Annotated in this window: 13 protein-coding genes; 9 read left to right on the forward strand and 4 right to left on the reverse strand. The window is 40.2% G+C overall.

Going from position 1 to position 18,691, the window contains the following annotated elements; all coding sequences use genetic code 11:
- The 7 genes from DCK90_RS05130 to DCK90_RS05160 form a co-directional block, all read left to right on the forward strand.
- Positions 1–1,138 (forward strand): gliding motility-associated C-terminal domain-containing protein (locus tag DCK90_RS05130; RefSeq protein WP_159075766.1); only part of this gene is annotated, 1,138 nt, incomplete at its 5' end.
- Between the two features lie 19 nt (positions 1,139–1,157).
- Positions 1,158–2,132 (forward strand): PorP/SprF family type IX secretion system membrane protein, encoded by a 975-nt coding sequence (locus tag DCK90_RS05135; protein ID WP_108245123.1) that lies wholly within the window; start codon positions 1,158–1,160, stop codon positions 2,130–2,132.
- Between the two features lie 11 nt (positions 2,133–2,143).
- A complete protein-coding gene (locus DCK90_RS05140) occupies positions 2,144–4,081 on the forward strand; it encodes an OmpA family protein (RefSeq protein WP_108245124.1) in 1,938 nt (645 codons plus the stop codon).
- A gap of 494 nt (positions 4,082–4,575) precedes the next feature.
- Positions 4,576–6,597, forward strand: coding sequence for a gliding motility-associated C-terminal domain-containing protein (locus tag DCK90_RS05145; RefSeq protein WP_159075767.1), 2,022 nt, complete (start codon positions 4,576–4,578; stop codon positions 6,595–6,597).
- A 19-nt stretch (positions 6,598–6,616) separates the two neighbouring features.
- Positions 6,617–7,573, forward strand: a complete 957-nt coding sequence (locus tag DCK90_RS05150; protein WP_108245126.1) for a PorP/SprF family type IX secretion system membrane protein — start codon at positions 6,617–6,619, stop codon at positions 7,571–7,573.
- A 10-nt stretch (positions 7,574–7,583) separates the two neighbouring features.
- On the forward strand, positions 7,584–9,518 hold the full coding sequence (locus DCK90_RS05155; protein WP_108245127.1) for an OmpA family protein: 1,935 nt from the start codon (positions 7,584–7,586) through the stop codon (positions 9,516–9,518).
- A gap of 118 nt (positions 9,519–9,636) precedes the next feature.
- Positions 9,637–10,746: a hypothetical protein gene (locus DCK90_RS05160; RefSeq protein ID WP_108245128.1), complete on the forward strand. Its 1,110-nt coding sequence runs from the start codon at positions 9,637–9,639 to the stop codon at positions 10,744–10,746.
- Between the two features lie 44 nt (positions 10,747–10,790).
- On the opposite strand, the gene DCK90_RS05165 is transcribed toward DCK90_RS05160, so the two are convergent.
- From DCK90_RS05165 to DCK90_RS05180, 4 genes are read right to left on the reverse strand one after another with little or no spacing between them, the layout of a single operon-like run.
- Positions 10,791–12,257, reverse strand: a complete 1,467-nt coding sequence (locus tag DCK90_RS05165) for a lipopolysaccharide biosynthesis protein (protein WP_108245129.1) — start codon at positions 12,255–12,257, stop codon at positions 10,791–10,793.
- The gene (locus DCK90_RS05170; protein WP_108245130.1) at positions 12,257–13,525 is read right to left on the reverse strand and encodes a glycosyltransferase; all 1,269 of its coding nucleotides are present in this window, start codon (positions 13,523–13,525) and stop codon (positions 12,257–12,259) included. The genes DCK90_RS05165 and DCK90_RS05170 overlap by 1 nt, the downstream gene beginning before the upstream one ends.
- On the reverse strand, positions 13,525–15,957 hold the full coding sequence (locus DCK90_RS05175; RefSeq protein WP_108245131.1) for a YfhO family protein: 2,433 nt from the start codon (positions 15,955–15,957) through the stop codon (positions 13,525–13,527). Before DCK90_RS05175 ends, DCK90_RS05170 begins: the two co-directional genes overlap by 1 nt.
- Before the next feature lie 24 nt (positions 15,958–15,981).
- A complete protein-coding gene (locus DCK90_RS05180) occupies positions 15,982–16,242 on the reverse strand; it encodes a DUF4834 family protein (protein ID WP_108245132.1) in 261 nt (86 codons plus the stop codon).
- 87 nt (positions 16,243–16,329) lie between these two features.
- Here DCK90_RS05180 and DCK90_RS05185 point away from each other — a divergent pair, with 87 nt between their 5' ends.
- Complete coding sequence (locus tag DCK90_RS05185; protein WP_108245133.1) at positions 16,330–17,310, forward strand: transporter; 981 nt, start codon at positions 16,330–16,332, stop codon at positions 17,308–17,310.
- Between the two features lie 66 nt (positions 17,311–17,376).
- Positions 17,377–18,495, forward strand: a complete 1,119-nt coding sequence (locus DCK90_RS05190) for a GNAT family N-acetyltransferase (protein WP_108245134.1) — start codon at positions 17,377–17,379, stop codon at positions 18,493–18,495.
- The last annotated feature ends 196 nt before the right edge of the window (positions 18,496–18,691 follow it).

The raw sequence follows: 18,691 nt of genomic DNA on the forward strand, positions 1-18,691 counted from the left end.
CGACAATATCAGCACACCACTACCAGTGGATCTGTGTGATGAGGTACCTGTGCCATCAATAGGACTTATCAAAATAGGTTCTCTAGTTGATTTAAATATGGATGGTTGTGTTGAAACCATACTCTATTCATTCAGTGTAATCAACACAGGAAATGTGGATCTACAATCAATTGAATTAGTAGATAACCAACTGGGAGGTATAATCTCAGGACCGATCAATTCAAGTGATGATGGAAATGATGGAATCCTATCTGCAGGGGAAAGTTGGACATTTGAAGCTTACAAAGGGATTTCTCAAATCGATATCGATATGGGCTCTTTCAATAACCAAGCTACAGTAACCGCCGTTACAGTTGGTAATGATGAGGAGGTCACTGATTTCTCAGACGACAATAGTACTTCAGAAGATGATCCCACCAACACGTTAATTCCAATTGATGCATGTATCGATGGAGATGAATGTCCAGATGGCATTAGATACATATTTACAGCTACCAACACAGGTTCCGTAAATCTGGAGCAACTAGTGATTACAGATGAAAAATTGTTGGAAACAGAGATTATTGGGCCCATGGAGAGCTCGGACATCGATGGAGATGGAATACTTTCCGTAGGAGAGTCTTGGACCTATGAAGCAATCTATACCGTTACCGAGAATGATACTGCAAACGGGGTTGTAAACAATCAAGCAAACATTACAGCCACTACGGTTGGTATGGGAATCCAAGTTTTTGACCAATCTGATGATGATAGCTTGCTCGAGGATGAGACAACAAGCACGGCAATTCCTGAATTCCTTTGTGATACCGATGGCTCTGGACCGGACAATTCAGAGTTCAAAATCTATACAGGAATGACTCCAAATGGTGATGGTGTTAACGATTACTTCAGAATCAGCAATATCGAAAACTATCCCAACAATGTCCTGAAGATTTTTAATAGATGGGGCTCACTGGTTTATGAAACTGAGAACTATGGATTGAGCGAAAATTTATTTAGAGGAATTTCCCAAGGAAAAGCTACAATAGCGAAGGATAGAACACTTCCGAGTGGCACGTATTTCTATACGCTCTTCTTCAAGGGAAACAATCCTGGAGAGGAAAGCTATTCAGGATACATCTACATAAATAGGGATTAACAGAAGTATTTAAAAAATAATGAACTTGAATATAAAATCATTTTATAAAAAAAAATCCATTTGGGCTGTAGCAATGCTACTAATCGCCTGTTTTGAAACCATTAATGCGCAACAAGACCCACAATACACACAATACCTATACAATACCCAAATTGTGAACCCCGCTTATACAGGATCAAGGGAAGTATTGAGTTTTGGGGTTTTGGGACGAGTACAATGGGTGAATATAGAGGGAAGCCCTAGAACGGGAACCTTTACGGTAAGTTCACCAATGGGTCCTTCAAAAAACATGGGCTTGGGACTATCCATCGTATACGACCAAATTGGTCCGGCCACCGAGTCGAATGCGAATATAGATTACTCCTACTCTATTCAATTGGATCGTCATGATATCAGTAAACTATCCTTTGGTTTGAAAGCGGGAATAGATGTGTTGGATGTAGATTATTCCAAACTGACCATTTTTGAAAATTATGATCCGCTTTTTCAAAGTACGGTGGATAATAAAATACAGCCACAAATAGGTGCAGGTATATATTATCATACCCAAAAGTTTTATACTGGATTTTCCGTTCCCAATTTTCTCAATTCCAAACATTTTGATGAATCTTCTTTGGAAAACAACGAATTGGAAAGCATAGCAATAGAACGCTTGCACTACTTTTTCATAGCTGGTTATGTATTCGATATTGGCCCCAACCTTAAGTTTAAACCAGCGGTGTTGAGCAAGTTTGTTAGCGGTGCTCCCCTGCAATGGGACGGTTCCGCCAACTTTTTGATCAATGAAAAAATTACGTTGGGAGTCTCATACCGGTGGAATTCATCCATTAGTGGATTGGTCGGATTTCAAATATCACAATCCTTGTTTATAGGATTGGCTTATGATTATGATTCAACAACCATAAAAGACTATAGCAGTGGCTCCTACGAAGCTGTTATCCGTTTTGATGTATTTAACAGACTGGAGAAAATCCTAACCCCAAGATTCTTCTAAATAAAACTTTCATGTACCTAAAGACTATTGTAAAAATTGTAGTGGCAATTGTAATGGTTTGCCCTATGAATGCCCAAAAAAAGAACATTAAAAAAGCAGATGAGGTATTTGAAGCCTACTCCTATATAGATGCCCGTGAAATCTATTTAAACGTGGTCAAGGAGGGATTTGAATCTCCCCAAGTATTTCAAAAATTAGGGGACACCTATTATTTCAACAGTGAATATACCGATGCCTTAACGTGGTACGAAAAACTAATGGAGAAATACCCGAACAACGTTCCTCCTATTTACTACTACAGAACAGCCCAAAGCCTAAAAAGTACCGGAAAATATCAAGAATCCAAGAAAATGATGGGGCGATTTGCAAGCCTTTCCGCAGATACGGAATTAGCAAAAAACTTTATGAACGATTATCCGGCGCTGGACAGTCTTGTTGATTTTAAATCCAAAGAGTTTGAAGTTTACAATGTGACCGAACTCCTAACGAATTCGGATTTTGGCCCCTCCTTTTATGGAGAGGACAAACTGGTTTATGCAACTGCATCGGGCAATACCATGGGCAATAAAACCCATGATTGGTCCGGACTCCCCTACCTTGACCTTTATGAAGCACAATTGGACGAGGAATGGAGGTTAACAAAACCTAAACCTTTGAAAGGGGAAATAAACACTCCATACCATGAGGCCAGCGCTACGTTCACCAAAGATGGCCAAACGGTATATTTTACCCGAAACAACTATAAAAATGGACGAAAAAGAAAGAATAGGGACAAATTGGTGAATCTTAAGGTGTATAAAGCAATTAAAATGGATGATGGAACTTGGGGAAATGTCGAAGAACTCCCTTTCAATGATAATTCATCTTCTATCGCCCACCCTACTTTGAGCTATGATGAAAAACGTCTCTATTTTTCTTCTAACATGGAAGGAACCATTGGGGAATCAGATATTTGGTATGTGGATATTTTAGATGATGGAAGTTATGGCCCTCCTACGAATCTGGGTACAAAAATAAATACCGAAGCTAGAGAAGCTTTTCCCTATGTTACCGAAAGCAATAATCTTTATTTCTCCAGTGATGGACACTTAGGACTTGGTGGACTTGATATTTTTGTAATCTCCCTCAACAATGAAGGAGCTTATAAAGAGGTTACCAACCTAAAACAGCCTATAAATTCCAATAAAGACGATTTTGGATTCATTATAAAGGAAGATAAAAAAATTGGATTTATGTCTTCTAACCGAGATGGTGATGATGGCAGTGTTTCCGATGACATTTATAGGATTTGGGAGATCTGCGGTGAAATCGTTATTCAAGGTATCATATCCAATGGAAAAACAGGCGAAGCGCTCAAAAATGCCACTGTGCAATTGCTCAATAAAAATGGACGAGTAGTCTCAGAGACCAAAACGGATGAGCAAGGAAGTTATAGGTTTGGTGATTTCTTGAACTGTACCGAAAAATACACAGTGCAAGCCTCGTACCGTGATTACGAGAAGAATGAAAAATCCGTGACCACCCCAAGAGGTTCCGATGTGGTTCAAACCGACTTGGAACTCACTCCACCCGAGTGTCCCGAAGATGATTTAGGATGTAGGTTAACGTTGCAACCCATCTATTTTGATTATGGCAGACATAACATCAGGCCAGATGCTGAAGTGGAACTGGCCAAAATTCTACAAGCCTTAAAAGAGTATCCACAGTTAAAAATACATATTGAATCCCATACGGATTCCAGATCTAGTTCAAGCTTTAACCTGCGTTTATCGGAGAGACGTGCCCAGGCAACCATGCAATGGTTTATACGAAAAGGGATTGCAAAGGACCGATTGACGGCCAAAGGTTATGGAGAATCCATGTTATTGAACCATTGTTCTAACGGTGTACAATGCTCTGAGGATGAACATGCGCTTAACCGAAGGTCCATGTTCATTATCAAAAATTAAATCTTCTGTATTAAAGGGTTTAAATTATGTTTTGATTTGGTTCAAGAGTTAAAATACTGGGGTACCCTGTGCCCCATTTTTTATTCTTCTTTCTACAAATAGGAAGATGGCAATTCTCATATCTCCTTAACTACACAATTAGAAAAACTACACAAACACAACGCCATATCGCCCACACCATTTTATAGATTTTTCCTACTGAAATACAATCAGTTAAGCGCAACATTCTTGCGCATTTGATACTCTTTAAAAGGTACACTTTATTCGAATATCAATTCAAAAGGCCCATTCATAAATTCAAATGGGGGTATCGTCAATTGGCACCTCAAACTAAGCTCTAGATACATTTCTTTTGCGTAGAAAATTAGTTTTCTGTCTTACTTATTTTGACTCGATTCCAATACATGAAACCAAACCAATTTTCTCTTAAATAACTAATCAAATTTTTCCTAATGAGAAATAAGAACTTAAACCGGTCTTACCTAACCTCAAGTATGAATACCATACTACGCCTTTCCATATTATTCTTGGCAATGGGTTCATATGTAAAAGGGTTGGCTTACACACCAAAAAGTACTTCCCTCCCACTTGTACCATCCATTACCTTGGAGAAAACAACAGATGCTATTGCTGCAACAGGAGGAACGGGTTGCGATTTTATTCATTATACATATTATATTTCAAATAACAGTACAAATGGTGAAGTCTTTACCAATATTGTACTAGACCATCCATTGTTAGTCGACCCTCCTTCTTTTGTTCAAGGCGATACAAATAATAATATGCTACTCGATGTAAATGAAACTTGGGTGTACTCCGCAAACTATTTAATTACAGCAGGTGATATTGCGAACGGACAAGTAGCAAGCGAAGCCACTGTCAACGCAGATGTTCAGGGTCAACCCGGGGTAACTGTTTCCGACTCGGACGAATCAGAAGTGGATTTAACTTTTTGCCAAGGTGGCATTGCGCTTGTGAAAAAAGGCTTTGCCACAACCAATGATGTTGATGGTGGCGCACTGGGCTGCATCAACATAGTTTTCAGCTTTCTGATTACAAATCAAGGAGAACAAATATTGGAAAACATTGTAGTGAACGACTCTTTTTTGGGTGGGGAAATCGGCGGCCTGCTAGAAGGTGATACCAATAACGACGGCAAGCTAGATCTGGCCGAAACATGGAGCTATACTTCGATATATGAAATCAAACCAGAAGATATAGCCAATGGTCTGGTTGAAAACCAAGCAGAGGTTACGGCCCATGTAAACGGTAAACCCGATGTAACGGTAAGCGATTTATCTCATTTTGAAGATCCATTTGATGACTCCCCAACCGTGGTCAGTCTTCTCCACTGCCAAACCCCGGATATGGGACTTATAAAAGAAGGCTTGGTGGTAGATTCCAACGGAGACGAATGTTTGGACAGTATCCTGTACACGTTTACCTTGACCAATACCGGCAATGCCGATTTGGATGGGATAACTCTAGTAGACCCCCTATTGGGCGGAGAAATCACCGGACCAATTGATGGATCGGACGAAGGCGATGATGGAGTTCTTACCGTTGGCGAGACATGGACCTATTTGGCTTTGTACGCCATAACGCAAGAGGATATCGACAATGGTGCCGTTGTAAACCAGGCAAGCGTTTCCGGATTTACGCCATTGGATGCATTGGTTGAAGACCTTTCGGATGATGATAGCCTATTTGAAGATAGCCCCACAAGAACAACTGTAACCGAAAATACTTGTACGGATGGCAGTCCCGACCCGGATTCTGGTTTAGGGCTAATCAAACAAGGGACACTTATTGATAGTGATAATAATGAATGCGCCGAAGGTATCCTTTACAACTTTAGTATTGTCAACCTTACCGATATTGCCATGGTAAATGTGGTGCTTACCGATGAGTTGTTAGGAGGTGTGATTAACGGGGCCATAAGTGATGAAAATAACGATGGCATCCTCTCCCCTGACGAAGTCTGGACCTATGAAACCACCTATGAAATTCAACAAGCAGATATTGATGCAGGATCATTTGTAAATCAAGCCAGCGCTACTTCGTCTCTTTTCGGTTTAAATGTTCAGTATGATGATTTATCCGACAACGACAGCTATAATGAAAACGAACCTACCATAATTAATATTCCTGTGGATGCCTGCCCAGATGGAGGGAATCCCGAAAACCCTGAAGAACCTATAGAACCGCTTGCCTTTGAAATTTTTAATGGGATTACACCCAATGACGACGGGCTCAACGACTTTTTCTTTATCCAAGGGATAGAAATCTATCCTCAAAATAAGCTTCAAATATTCAATAGGTGGGGCGTAATGGTCTACGAGAAAGAAGGCTATGGTACCGATGCTGACCTGTTCTATGGAATTTCTGATGGTAGAACTATTGTAAGAAAGAACGAAGAATTACCCAGTGGCACCTATTTCTACATTCTCACATTTACAGAAACCAATCCTGGAGAAGCTGAATATACAGGCTACCTATACATTAATCGAGGATAAAACATAGCAATCAACATAGATGAAAAATTTAGAACAAAAATCAATTAAATGGTACGTCTGCATTTTTATGTTGCTTACGGCTATAGTTGGCATAAATGCACAGCAAGACCCACAATACACCCAATACATGTACAATACCCAAGTGGTAAACCCCGCCTACGCAGGCTCAAGGGAAGTCTTAAGCTTTGGTCTATTGGGAAGAACGCAATGGGTAGGTTTCGAGGGGTCTCCACAAACGGCAACCTTTACCGTAAACTCCCCAATCGGACTATATAAAAACATGGGTCTGGGACTTTCTATAGTACATGACCGTATTGACCCCCAAGTAGAGTCCAATGTAGTGGTGGACTATGCATATAGGGTAAACGTGGGGCTGAATACCAAACTGTCAATGGGTTTAAAAGCTGGATTGGACATATTGAACATTGACTATACTTTACTCAATATTTATGCAGAGAATGACCAGTTTTTTCAAAATAATATCGACAATACGATTTTACCACAGGTTGGAGCTGGCGTTTATCTGAACAATGAAAAGTTCTATGCAGGAATATCTGTTCCCAATTTTTTGAACTCCAAGCATTTTGATGACAGCGATTTACAAAACGTAGATGCCAATGATATCGCCGTAGAACGTCTGCATTACTTTTTAATAGCTGGCTACGTGTTCGACCTGAACCAAAATCTAAAGTTTAAACCGGCAACATTGGTAAAATATGTAAGCGGCGCACCTTTGCAATGGGATCTTTCCGCGAATTTCTTGATCAATGAAAAATTTACACTGGGAGCATCCTATCGTTGGAGCGCATCGATTAGTGCCTTGGCAGGATTCCAAATCACAAACAACTTCTTTGCTGGATTTGCGTACGATTATCAATCCACCAAAATAGAACAGTTCAGTAATGGGTCTTATGAGGTCTTCCTACGATTTGAACTCTTCAATAATGATCGTGTAGTAACCCCAAGATTCTTCTAATACAAAAGCTATGAACAAAAAAAATATCATTCAAATCTTTTTACTCCTGTGCATAGTTCCAATGGGTATTGCCCAAGAGAGCAAAATCAAAAAGGCAAATGAAGATTTTTTCAACTATGATTATATAGATGCAAGAAAAATATATTTAAAGGTGGTTGAAGATGGTTACACTTCCGCCCAAGTATTTGAAAAATTAGGGGACACCTATTACTTCAACAGTGAATATGCGGAAGCTTCCAAATGGTATGTTCAGTTGATAGAACAATATCCTGATGAAGTAAAGAACGAATATTATTTTAGAACAGCACAAACGCTTAAAAGTGTGGGCAAATTCGAGGAATCCAAAGCTATGATGGAGAAATTCCAGACATCTTCCAACGATTCGGATCTGGCACAAAACCAACTAAATAATTGGAAGTCGTTTGAAGACCTGAATAGTTCCGAAAACAAAAAATTTAAGGTAACCAATATTACTCCGAATATGTCCGGGTCGGATTTTGGCCCATCCTTTTATGGGGATAAAATCGTATTTGCGTCATCTTCAATCAATACTGAGGGGAACAAAGTGCACGACTGGAACGGACTCCCCTATTTGGACCTTTTTGAAGCGGAAATCGGAGAGAACGGAAACCTTTCCAATATTCAGGCTCTAAAGGGAGAAATCAACTCCCCATACCACGAATCCTCTCCCGTGTTCACTAAAGATGGCAACACCGTCTATTTTACCCGAAACAATTATATCAACGGCAAAAAGAAAAGAGGAAAGAAAAGATTGGTGAGCTTAAAAATTTACAAAGCCACCAAAAAGGATGATGGTATATGGAGCAATGTCACGGAACTTCCTTTTAACGATGATTCCTACTCAACGGCCCACCCCGCTCTTAACAATGAGGAAACAAAACTATACTTCTCCTCAAATATGGAGGGTACTTTGGGTGAATCTGATATCTGGTATGTGGATATACTGGATAATGGAAACTATGGCAAACCTGTTAACATGGGGCCAGAAATAAACACTCAAGAGCGTGAAACGTTTCCTTTTATAAGTGATAAAAATAAACTCTTCTTTTCAAGTGATGGTCATGTAGGACTTGGCGGATTGGATATTTTCATGGCATCTTTTAATGATGGGATGGGCTATTGGAACATTCAAAATTTAGGACAGCCCATCAATTCAAATCAAGATGATTTTGGTTTCATTGTTCGAGAAGATGAAAAAATAGGGTATTTATCCTCCAACAGAGGTGGTATTGGCGGTAGTAGTTTTGATGATATTTATATCGTCTCAGAAAACTGTAAACCTATAATTTATGGTGCTGTTACCGACGCCAAAACAGGAAAGCCGTTGGAAGGTTCAATAGTGTACTTAATAGACAAGGACAATAAAATCGTGTCACAACAAATCACCGAACAGAATGGCAATTATGCTTTTGAAGAGAACATAGCCTGTGAAAATCAATATGTAATAAGGGCATCCAATGATGAAAAAGAATATCAACCATTGGAAAAAGTGATAAACACACCGGCAGGTTCAATGTCTTTACAAGTTGATCTAACCCTTGTTCCACCCGATTGTGCTGTCAACGATTTAGGATGTAGATTAGACCTTCAGCCTATCTATTTTGATTTCGACAAGCACAACATTCGGCCTGATGCAGAAGTGGAACTGGCCAAAATATTACAGGCCATGAAGCAATATCCGCAGTTGAACATTCACATAGAATCACATACTGATTCGAGGGGTGATGACAATTACAACATGCAACTGTCGGAAAGAAGGGCTAAATCTACTCTTGAATGGCTTGTAGAAAAAGGTATTGACCGAAATAGATTGACTTCAAAAGGATATGGAGAATCACAACTGATCAATGAATGCGATAATAACGCAAACTGTACACAAGAAGCACATCAATTAAACCGAAGATCTATGTTTATAATTAAATAGACATCTTTTTCAATTGTTTTTTTGTATTGATAATCAGCGTGTTAATTTTTTTGGCACGCTGATTGCTTTATACAGGGTGGATGCAAATAGTTGCATCTAGAATTTAAAACCTTGTAGTATGAAAAAGTTAGTACTCATTATAGCAGCGGTTGTTCTTGGAATACCTAGTATCCAAGCAGAAACAGTCAACAATGTGGCTACCACCACAAATTATAGATACGGAAACTCCTTCATCTTTGTGGAAGATGGTGTTACATTTTCCGTATACCCCGATGGTGAGTTCGATTTTTACATCGACAACAGGGTAAATGTAGGTGTTGGAGCCCAAATTGGAAATGTAGGGATCACCTTCAATTCTGGATACAACTATAATCCATTTGTACAGTATGATGATTACGGTGCCGTGATTCAAGTAGAGAACACACCTATTTTTTATGATTATTACGGTCGTGTTTCCCAAATCGGAAACGTAGATATCTGGTATAACAACGGTAGGGTCCGTAGAATCGGTGGATTGCATGTTTACTACAATGGCGGCGTTTTTAGCCACTATACAGGATACATCAACATTTACAACAGAGGATATGTGTACAGACCGTTCCATAGATATTTTGCAAGACCTTCAATAGGGTTCTGTAATGTATATGCAAGGCCCTATAGAAGATATTATAGACCTGTTAGATATACCTATTATGCTCCGTACAGACATAACACAAGACGTGCTTATGCCAGATTGGGTAAGGTTTACAGAAACAATAATACCTATAGAAGGGAAAACATCTATAGAAATGACAGAAGAGTTGCTGTTAGGGACAACAGCGTTAGAAGAGCTGATTATGGTAGAAGCAATGCTAATAGACAGGCGAATAATGTAAATAGGTCCAGTAGAACAACGGCTTCGAATACCAAGGCTACCAGAGCATCCAATAACAAAAGCTCAAGTGCCCGTAAGGCAAGCCCTAATACAAGTAGTAGAACCGTGAAACGTTCTGCACAGAGCACTTACAGGAAGCCTCAGACCACATCGAGAACACCAAACAGGTCTGCGATAAGCAGAAGTAGCTCTCCTTCAAGGAAAGCAGTTTCCAGGAGCTCTAGCCCTAGTGTCAAAAAAAGTTCTGTAAGTAGACAGAGCTCCTCTAGGCCAAGTGTGAGCAGAGGTTCAAGTGCAAGAAAAAGTAGTGCGAGAACAAGTAGCTCCAGAGGTTCTTCTAGAAGAAATAATTAAAAATGAGTTTTTAGGTTGGTTAGTTGTTTACCCCGTAGTTGAATTTATTCGCTACGGGGTATTTTTTTGAGCCATTTGGATAGAAACCCAGTAACATCCTCCGACATATTGAAGCGGTACAAAATACCTACATACATTACCACTACAAGGAACGATTTAAGGGCAATGTTTACAATGGGATGAAATTGAAATTGTAACAAGTCGAACAGCACCGCTAAAAGAACCAATGTGGCCAAAACCTTAAAAGTCGCCGAAGAAAACGGCATAATACCAAACTTCATCTTCACAAAAACAAGCTTTACCAAATTAAAGATAAAAATGGATACAAAACTCGCCAAGGCCGCCCCTTCCAATCCCAATTTTGGAATCAGCAAATAATTAAGGAGAATCGTCAAAGCCGCCAAACACACTCCAAATACCAGCACGGTTTTGTAGTAATCCGAGTTGTACAAAATAGAATTGATGTTACCCAAAATGGAATCCATCACTTTGGCCAGACCAATCAAAAAAACAATGGTAAACCCATTTCTATAATTTTCCGGCAGCATGGCATAGAGGTCGTTCAGGTTAAGAATAATAAGCACGAACAATATTCCGGAGGCAATAAACAGCGTCAAAGAACTTTTCTTGTACAACTTTTCCAATGCGGTATAATCACCCAGATTCAATAGTTCAGCCGTAAGCGGATAGGTGATCTGGTGCATTGCTCGAGAGGGAACAATGATCACCGTTGCGATGTAGACCGATACCCCATAATACGCCACATTCTCAATACTGATAAATTGGTTCAGCATTACCTTGTCAATCTCCAAAAGGATAAGTGCAGCTGAACCACCCAGAATAATCAAAAAGGAATAGGAAAGAATTTCTTTGGAATAAGCAGGGAACCTAAAATCAAGTTTGGGAGTTCGAAGTGTGAATGCATAAATTTTGATGATAACCGTTCGCAACACGTATAGCCCCATTAAACATTTAAAAAAAATGTCCAAGGTAATCACATCAAAATAAAAAAGAATAAGCAAAATAGAAACCCCTATCCGTGCGAAAACCTCCTTCATAAAGTTTCCAAAAACCGATTTAAGGAATACCCGGCACCACGAATAAAACACCTCAAAATAGCCCATGGCCAATCCCACAAAAAACACATACCAAAGATAATCCTTAACCATGGGATTAACTTGCGATACCCAGTCGCCAATGGGGTCGTACCATAGCAAACCTACCAACGCAACAGGAAGAATCCCCAACAAAGGAATCAACAACATTAAGGTGAAGAACCCATCCTTTTCCTCCTCTTGATGGTTACTGTAAAATTTAACCAAGGTATTGTGTACCCCAAAAGCCATCAATGGCATTAAAATAGCTCCCGAAGCCAAGATAAACGTCACAAGTCCATAGTACTCATCGGGAAGAATCTTGGTATACAAAAACAAGGTATTGATGGCCCCAAAAAAGAACCCCAAATAGGTTACCACCGTATTCCGTATGGATTGTTTTAGAACAACGCCCATTAGATAAAGTTAGCCAAAGATTCCGTTAGTGCCTTTCTGTGATACCGTTCCACTCCTTCCGAGTTGCAAACCAATGTACCTTTTTCGTATTGATAAAATGCATCCAAAAGTACATTTTTTAAGGCCACGACATCGGTATGTAAACACATATGTCCTGATTGATGCCGTTCCACCATATCGCCTGCCTCCCACCCTTTCGGGCCTATCGCCAAAATGGGACGCTGGGCATTTAAATATTCAAATAATTTTCCGGGGATAATACCTTGGGTCTCTTCGGAATCAATTTCTAATAAGAGAAGTAACTGTGATTTCTGCTGGGTTTCCAAGACCTTATCGTGTGAGAGATACCCCAATTGTTCCAAATAACTTGTAAGACCAAAATCCTTTATGGATTGCAATACTTCCTCTCCCACTACTCCCGCTAATTGTACTTTTACGGATTTCTTGAAATCTTCATTTTCAGAAATCAATTGTTGTAAGGCTTCCCATAATCCTAAAGGATTTCTCCCGGTCAATAAAGAGCCGATATGGGAAAGGGTAAATTTTGCATCCAGTTGAACAGGTTTTAATTCATCATCAAAACCATTGGTAATTACTTTTATTGGTTTTGGGGTTATGGCCTCAAATTCCGCTTTTGTGGTGTGGCTTGTCACTACAATTTTGTCCACTTTTACCAGCACACCTTTTTCCAAAGCCTTATGTTTCGCTTGCGATGATTCCGTTAACCTTAATTTTTTATGATAGCCTATAGATGTCCAAGGGTCCCTAAAATCAGCAATCCATTGAACGTTGTATTTCTTTTTAAGACCAAGGCCAATCAAGTGAAGACTATGCGGAGGACCTGTTGTAATGATGGTTTCAATGCCCTCATCTGCAATAACCTTTGCCAAATAAGAAATGGATGGCTTCACCCAAAGTTTCCGAGCATCAGGAATAAAAAGATTACCACGAATCCATAATAACACCTTCTCGATAAATGATGGGTCTTTTTCTTTGATGATTCCAGAACTGATTGTTTTTGTTTTCTTTTTCGAAAGTAACGAAGCCCAACCATAGGGTTCCTTAATCGGTTGTTTTAAAATTTTGATGGATGCGGGGACTTCCTTCAACAATTTTTCATCTACAATGGGATAACTGGGGTTTTCGGGAACATAAACCATAGGTTCAATACCAAAATCGGGTAAATATTTAACAAACTTGAGCCAACGTTGTACCCCTGGTCCTCCTGCCGGAGGCCAATAGTACGCTATGACCAAGATTTTGCGCATTAGGATTCTTCCTTTTTACCGCGGAACAGGGTGAAGCCCAATCCACCAACGATAATCAATGCTAAAAGGATATTGGATGCCAAGGTAATCTGGCTTCCTGTTTCCACTACTTCTGGTTCAAATTTAAATTCGATTTCGTGCTGGCCGGCAGGCACTTTCATACCACGAAGGGCATAATCCACTTTGTAATGGTCCTGTGGTTTCCCATCGATAAAGGCATTCCAACCTGAAGGATAATGCATCTCGGAGAATACCGCAAAACCATCATTGGAATTGTTGGAAATATATTTTAGATAATCGGGACGGTAATCCACTAACTTAATGCTGACAACGGAATCAACAGTGTACCTAAGTTTGGTCAATTCAGGGTATTCCTTGGTATTAACCACCGCTTGGGTCTTGGAATTGAAATCTTTCAGTTTCAAGATTTCCTCATTGGCCGAGGAAACAGGTACTAATTGGTCTACAAACCAAGCATTGCCATTGGCATCGGGGTTAACGGCAGGATAACTATTCCCTTCTTCATCTTGCTGAATTACATATTTAACATTCAACATATTCATTACCTGAAGATTATTCTGATACAAATGGTATTCGAACAGGTTTTGAAGTGCCCGGGGCTTTGCCGCATGATACCCGCCAACGGATTTATGGAAATAGGAAGTCCTTGCCCCATTGAGTCCTTCTTGAGGGTCAAACACCCTGTAGATAGAATCATCCTGCTGAATCATCTGGTCAATCTGATTGGCTTGGAATGGTTCGTTCACCTGACGCTGACGTACAAAATCGTCCTCGTTCACATACCGAAGGTCCACCCCTACCAAATCAAACAAAATCAGGGCGCCCAAGGCAAACACCAATATATTTTTATTGATTTTCTCTTTGATGAAGAACCAAAGCGCTGCAGCAGCCAAAGCCACGTAAACCAGAGAACGGATGGTATCGTTGATGTAGACGCCTTCACGATCACGTTGAATCATTGTCATTACATCATCGCCAAAATATCCACGATACGTTTCGTCACGCATACCTTCAAAATCGAAGAAACCTTTCAACAAGAAAATAACCACACCAAGACCCAATGAAATAAAGAAGCTCCATTTTAGGGCATTCAATTTTTCCTTTTGCTCCACGGATGATTTGAACAATTCCCAAATTCCCAGCATTCCCAAAACAGGCAAACAAAGTTCCAGCACCACTTGAATGGAGGATACCGCCCTAAACTTATTGTACATTGGGAAGTAATCAATCATAAAATTGGTAAGCAACGGAAAGTTTCTTCCCCAAGAAAGTAATAATGATAATATAGCCCCTGATAGTAGCCACCATTTCTTTTTGCCATCAACCAGAAATATACCCAAAATAAACAAGAAGAATATAATGGCCCCAACGTAAGCTGGTGCCGCTACAATGGGCTGGTCTCCCCAATACAAGGGCAAACTGCTAGAAAATTCCATAGCCCTGCTCGGGCTAAGCCCTTGATTGGTCAAATATTCGTAGGCCTTGGAGTCTTTCCCTAAATTTTCTCCGCCCGAACCTCCGAACAATCGAGGGGCAAATAGGTTCAAAGATTCCGCAATCCCGTAGCTATATTGTGTGATGTATTCTTTGTCCAATCCAGTGGAAATCTCTTTTTCGCTCCCATCTGGGTTTATGGTGAGCTCGGATTTACCACGGGTACTCCAATCCGCATATTCCTTGGTGGCCATTAGGCTGGTAGCATTGGTAAAGATGGAAAGGACCACTGCCAAAATCAACACGCCCACGGATATAAAAAAGTGTTTGAGCTCCTTTTCCTTTATGGCGTAAATGAGGTAGACCAATCCCATCACCAAAACCAAAAGCATAAAATAATACGTCATTTGGTAGTGATTGGCACTAATTTCCAGAGCCATGGCCAATGCGGTAAGTATAAATCCTAAAATATATTTTTTACGAAAAACCAGCACAATTCCACCCAATACCATGGGAATATAACCCAAGGCATGTGCCTTGGCATTGTGACCAACGCCCAAAATAATTATCATGTAGGTGGAAAATCCGAATGCCACCGCTCCGAGAGCCGCCAATCTAAAATCAACTTTTAAACATAAAAGCAATATGTAGAAACCTATCAAATACAGAAAAAGGTAATCCGTAGGTCTGGGCAAAAACCGAATCAAACGGTCCAAATCCTTTACATAATTATGCGGATAGTTGGCCCCCAACTGATAGGTGGGCATGCCGCCAAAAGCACTGTTGGTCCAGTAGGACTCTTCACCCGTTACATCCTTGTAAGCATCACGTTCCTGGGCCATGCCCTTGTATTGGGCGATGTCCGATTGATAAATGGCCTTGCCCTGCAAAACTGGATAAAAGTACACCAGCGAAGCAAGAATGAATAAAGCGATAACACAAATGTGGGTGATAATGGCTTTTGGAGAAAAGTTCATGGATAGGTTTTGATAGCGCAAATATTAATCAATTTCCTCAAAATCTATGTATTCTCCAACTTTTTTTGAGGGATTGGACCTGCGCGGCGGTTTTTTGGAAATGGTGGTCTCCCCTTCATGGTGTTGTCGACCATCAAAATCCTGTGGGTTTCCGAATTGTTGTCCAAACCGCTCACTTGTCTTTTTAACCGCATAATTCAACAACTTCGGGGCCAGCCACTTTAAGAGGAATTTGAACCCGTAGTATACTAATATGACAATTAAAATCGTTTGTAGTAAAACCATATAACCTTCGTTATTGAATCAAATTTACACTGTTAGTATCGTAAACCCATCAAACGTATCTTAAAATAGTATTAAAAACCCAGTTATATGGACATTTCCATGATCAAAAAGTTATTATTTCTTTTCGTTCTAATCCCAACCTTTACTTTCGCCCAATATACCGATGTCATTAACTCCAACCGACCCGGAAGGGCAGCCAGCGCCTATTCCGTTGGTAAAAATGTGGTACAGGCCGAAATTGGGATGCTGTACGAGCAGCAGGATAATGCCGACCTTAATTCGGATTCCAATATTTTTGGCGCCGATTACGCTTTTAGGTACGGTTTGCTTTTTGAAGAATTGGAAGTGATTGCAGAGGGTTCTTTTATTACCCAAAGCATCACTTATCCGGATTTGGGGATTGAGGGCAATTTGACCGATTTTTCCAGAAACCGTGTTGGATTAAAATATTTGGTCTTTGACCCGTACAAAAACCCCGAACGCAACAAGCCCAACTTGTATAGCTGGAGGGCCAACAACCTCTTCCAGTGGAAAAATTTGATTCCTGCCGTATCGCTGTACGGTGGAGCCAATTTTGTGGTGGGAGACAACCCTTTTTACCCCGGGGAATCTACAATTTCCTATCGTGGGGGCATCCAAACACAGAGCAGGCTTTCCCCTCGGTTTGTGTTGATTTCCAATATTGCTTATGATCGCATTACCACCGATTTCCCGGAGTGGCGCTACGCACTTTCGGTGACCCATGCTTTTCGCGACCCTAGGTGGAGCGTATTTTTTGAGGGTCAAGGGATTTCTGGGGACCGCTATTCGGATATAATTCTTAGAACCGGTGTGGCTCGTTTGATCAACCCAAATTTTCAGGCTGATTTTCATTTAGGCTCCAATTTTAAGAGCGACCCTTCGCGTATTTTCGTTGTGCTCGGATTCTCGTACCGCTTGGATTTTCATAAAGATGAGCTTATTCCCATTAACGAACAGCAGTCCGGCATGAATGGTAAAATCAAGAAAAATGCCAACAAAAAATCAAAAAGGCGCAACAAAAAAAATGGCGGCGGAATAGATTTTTAAGTTTTCCGACAAGTTCATTTTTCTACTGCAAGTAATATTCATAATATTGGGCATTAATTTGCATGTATGATATCCGTTAAGCAGGTTCAGTCCAAATCAGACCTTAAGCATTTTGTAAAATTTCCTTTTTCACTCTATAAGGATTCCCCTTATTGGGTTCCGCCTATCATCAAAGATGAAATAGCTTCTTTTGACAAGGATGAAAACCCTGTTTTTAAGACGGCGGATGCACAGTTCTTTTTGGCTTACAAGGACAACAAGATTGTGGGGCGCGTAGCGGCCATCATCAATTGGTTGGAAGTAAAGGAACAAGGCCTTAAAAAAATGCGCTTCGGTTGGTTCGATTTTGTGGATGATTTTGAGGTTTCCAAAGCTTTGTTGGACAAAGTCCAAGAGATTGGCAACGAAAATCAGCTCGAGTATATGGAAGGTCCCGTAGGGTTTTCCAACTTGGATAAGGTTGGGGTGCTTACCGAAGGTTTTGATCACATAGGAAGTATGATCACGTGGTACAATCATCCATACTACCAATCACACTACGAAAAACACGGATTTTCCGTGGAAAAAAAATATACCGAGAGCAAGTTTTTGGCTGCGAATGCGGACCCTAAACTATTTTATAAGGCCAACTTGTTGATTAAAAAGCGATATGGTCTCCGAGAACTGAACTTTGAAAAAAGTTCGGAGATCATGCCTTGGGTGGACAAGATGTTCGACCTTTTTAACGATTCCTACGCCAAGCTCTCTTCCTTTGTAAAGATTACGGACATCCAAAAGGAATACTTCAAGAAAAAGTACATCAGTTTCATCAATCCGGAATACATCAAATTTGTGGTGGACGCCGAGGATAACCTAGTGGCCTTTGCCATTGTGATGCCCTCTTTTTCGGAGGCTTTGCAGAAAGCGAACGGCAAGCTGTTCCCTTTTGGTATTTTCCATTTGTTGAGTGCTCGAAAGAATAGCAAGGATGCCATCTTCTATTTGATCGGCATACATCCCAAATATCAAAATAAGGGGGTGACCTCCATTATTTTTAATGAGTACTACCATACTTTTAAAAAACGGGGCGTGGTGAACTGCATTCGTACACCCGAGTTGGAGGACAATATTGCCATACACCAAATGTGGAAACATTTCGACCCTAAGGTCATTAAACGTAGGCGTACTTATGTAAAGGATTTATAGGCCTCTCACCTTTCTCGGCTTTGATGATGCTTTAAAGAATTTGTGCAGGGCTTTAAATTGTTTGGTGGAATGTCATATCATTTTGTAATTTGAGCTTTATTATCGATTTCCATAGTGCAGCAAACCGTTTAGGGAAATTGGACACCAAGAAAAATAGAAATAAAAAACGCCAGCTAACAAAGAACTGAGTTAAAAA

The organism is Muricauda brasiliensis, from assembly GCF_003057865.1.
In the GTDB taxonomy this organism is placed as follows: domain Bacteria; phylum Bacteroidota; class Bacteroidia; order Flavobacteriales; family Flavobacteriaceae; genus Flagellimonas; species Flagellimonas chongwuensis.

What these genes read in the sequence shown, in the direction of transcription:
- DCK90_RS05135 (WP_108245123.1), top strand. Translation starts at nt 1,158, where the DNA reads ATGAACTTGAATATAAAATCATTTTATAAAAAAAAATCCATTTGGGCT.
- DCK90_RS05140 (WP_108245124.1), top strand. Translation starts at nt 2,144, where the DNA reads ATGTACCTAAAGACTATTGTAAAAATTGTAGTGGCAATTGTAATGGTT.
- DCK90_RS05145 (WP_159075767.1), top strand. Translation starts at nt 4,576, where the DNA reads ATGAATACCATACTACGCCTTTCCATATTATTCTTGGCAATGGGTTCA.
- DCK90_RS05150 (WP_108245126.1), top strand. Translation starts at nt 6,617, where the DNA reads ATGAAAAATTTAGAACAAAAATCAATTAAATGGTACGTCTGCATTTTT.
- DCK90_RS05155 (WP_108245127.1), top strand. Translation starts at nt 7,584, where the DNA reads ATGAACAAAAAAAATATCATTCAAATCTTTTTACTCCTGTGCATAGTT.
- DCK90_RS05160 (WP_108245128.1), top strand. Translation starts at nt 9,637, where the DNA reads ATGAAAAAGTTAGTACTCATTATAGCAGCGGTTGTTCTTGGAATACCT.
- DCK90_RS05165 (WP_108245129.1), bottom strand. Translation starts at nt 12,257, where the DNA reads ATGGGCGTTGTTCTAAAACAATCCATACGGAATACGGTGGTAACCTAT.
- DCK90_RS05170 (WP_108245130.1), bottom strand. Translation starts at nt 13,525, where the DNA reads ATGCGCAAAATCTTGGTCATAGCGTACTATTGGCCTCCGGCAGGAGGA.
- DCK90_RS05175 (WP_108245131.1), bottom strand. Translation starts at nt 15,957, where the DNA reads ATGAACTTTTCTCCAAAAGCCATTATCACCCACATTTGTGTTATCGCT.
- DCK90_RS05180 (WP_108245132.1), bottom strand. Translation starts at nt 16,242, where the DNA reads ATGGTTTTACTACAAACGATTTTAATTGTCATATTAGTATACTACGGG.
- DCK90_RS05185 (WP_108245133.1), top strand. Translation starts at nt 16,330, where the DNA reads ATGGACATTTCCATGATCAAAAAGTTATTATTTCTTTTCGTTCTAATC.
- DCK90_RS05190 (WP_108245134.1), top strand. Translation starts at nt 17,377, where the DNA reads ATGATATCCGTTAAGCAGGTTCAGTCCAAATCAGACCTTAAGCATTTT.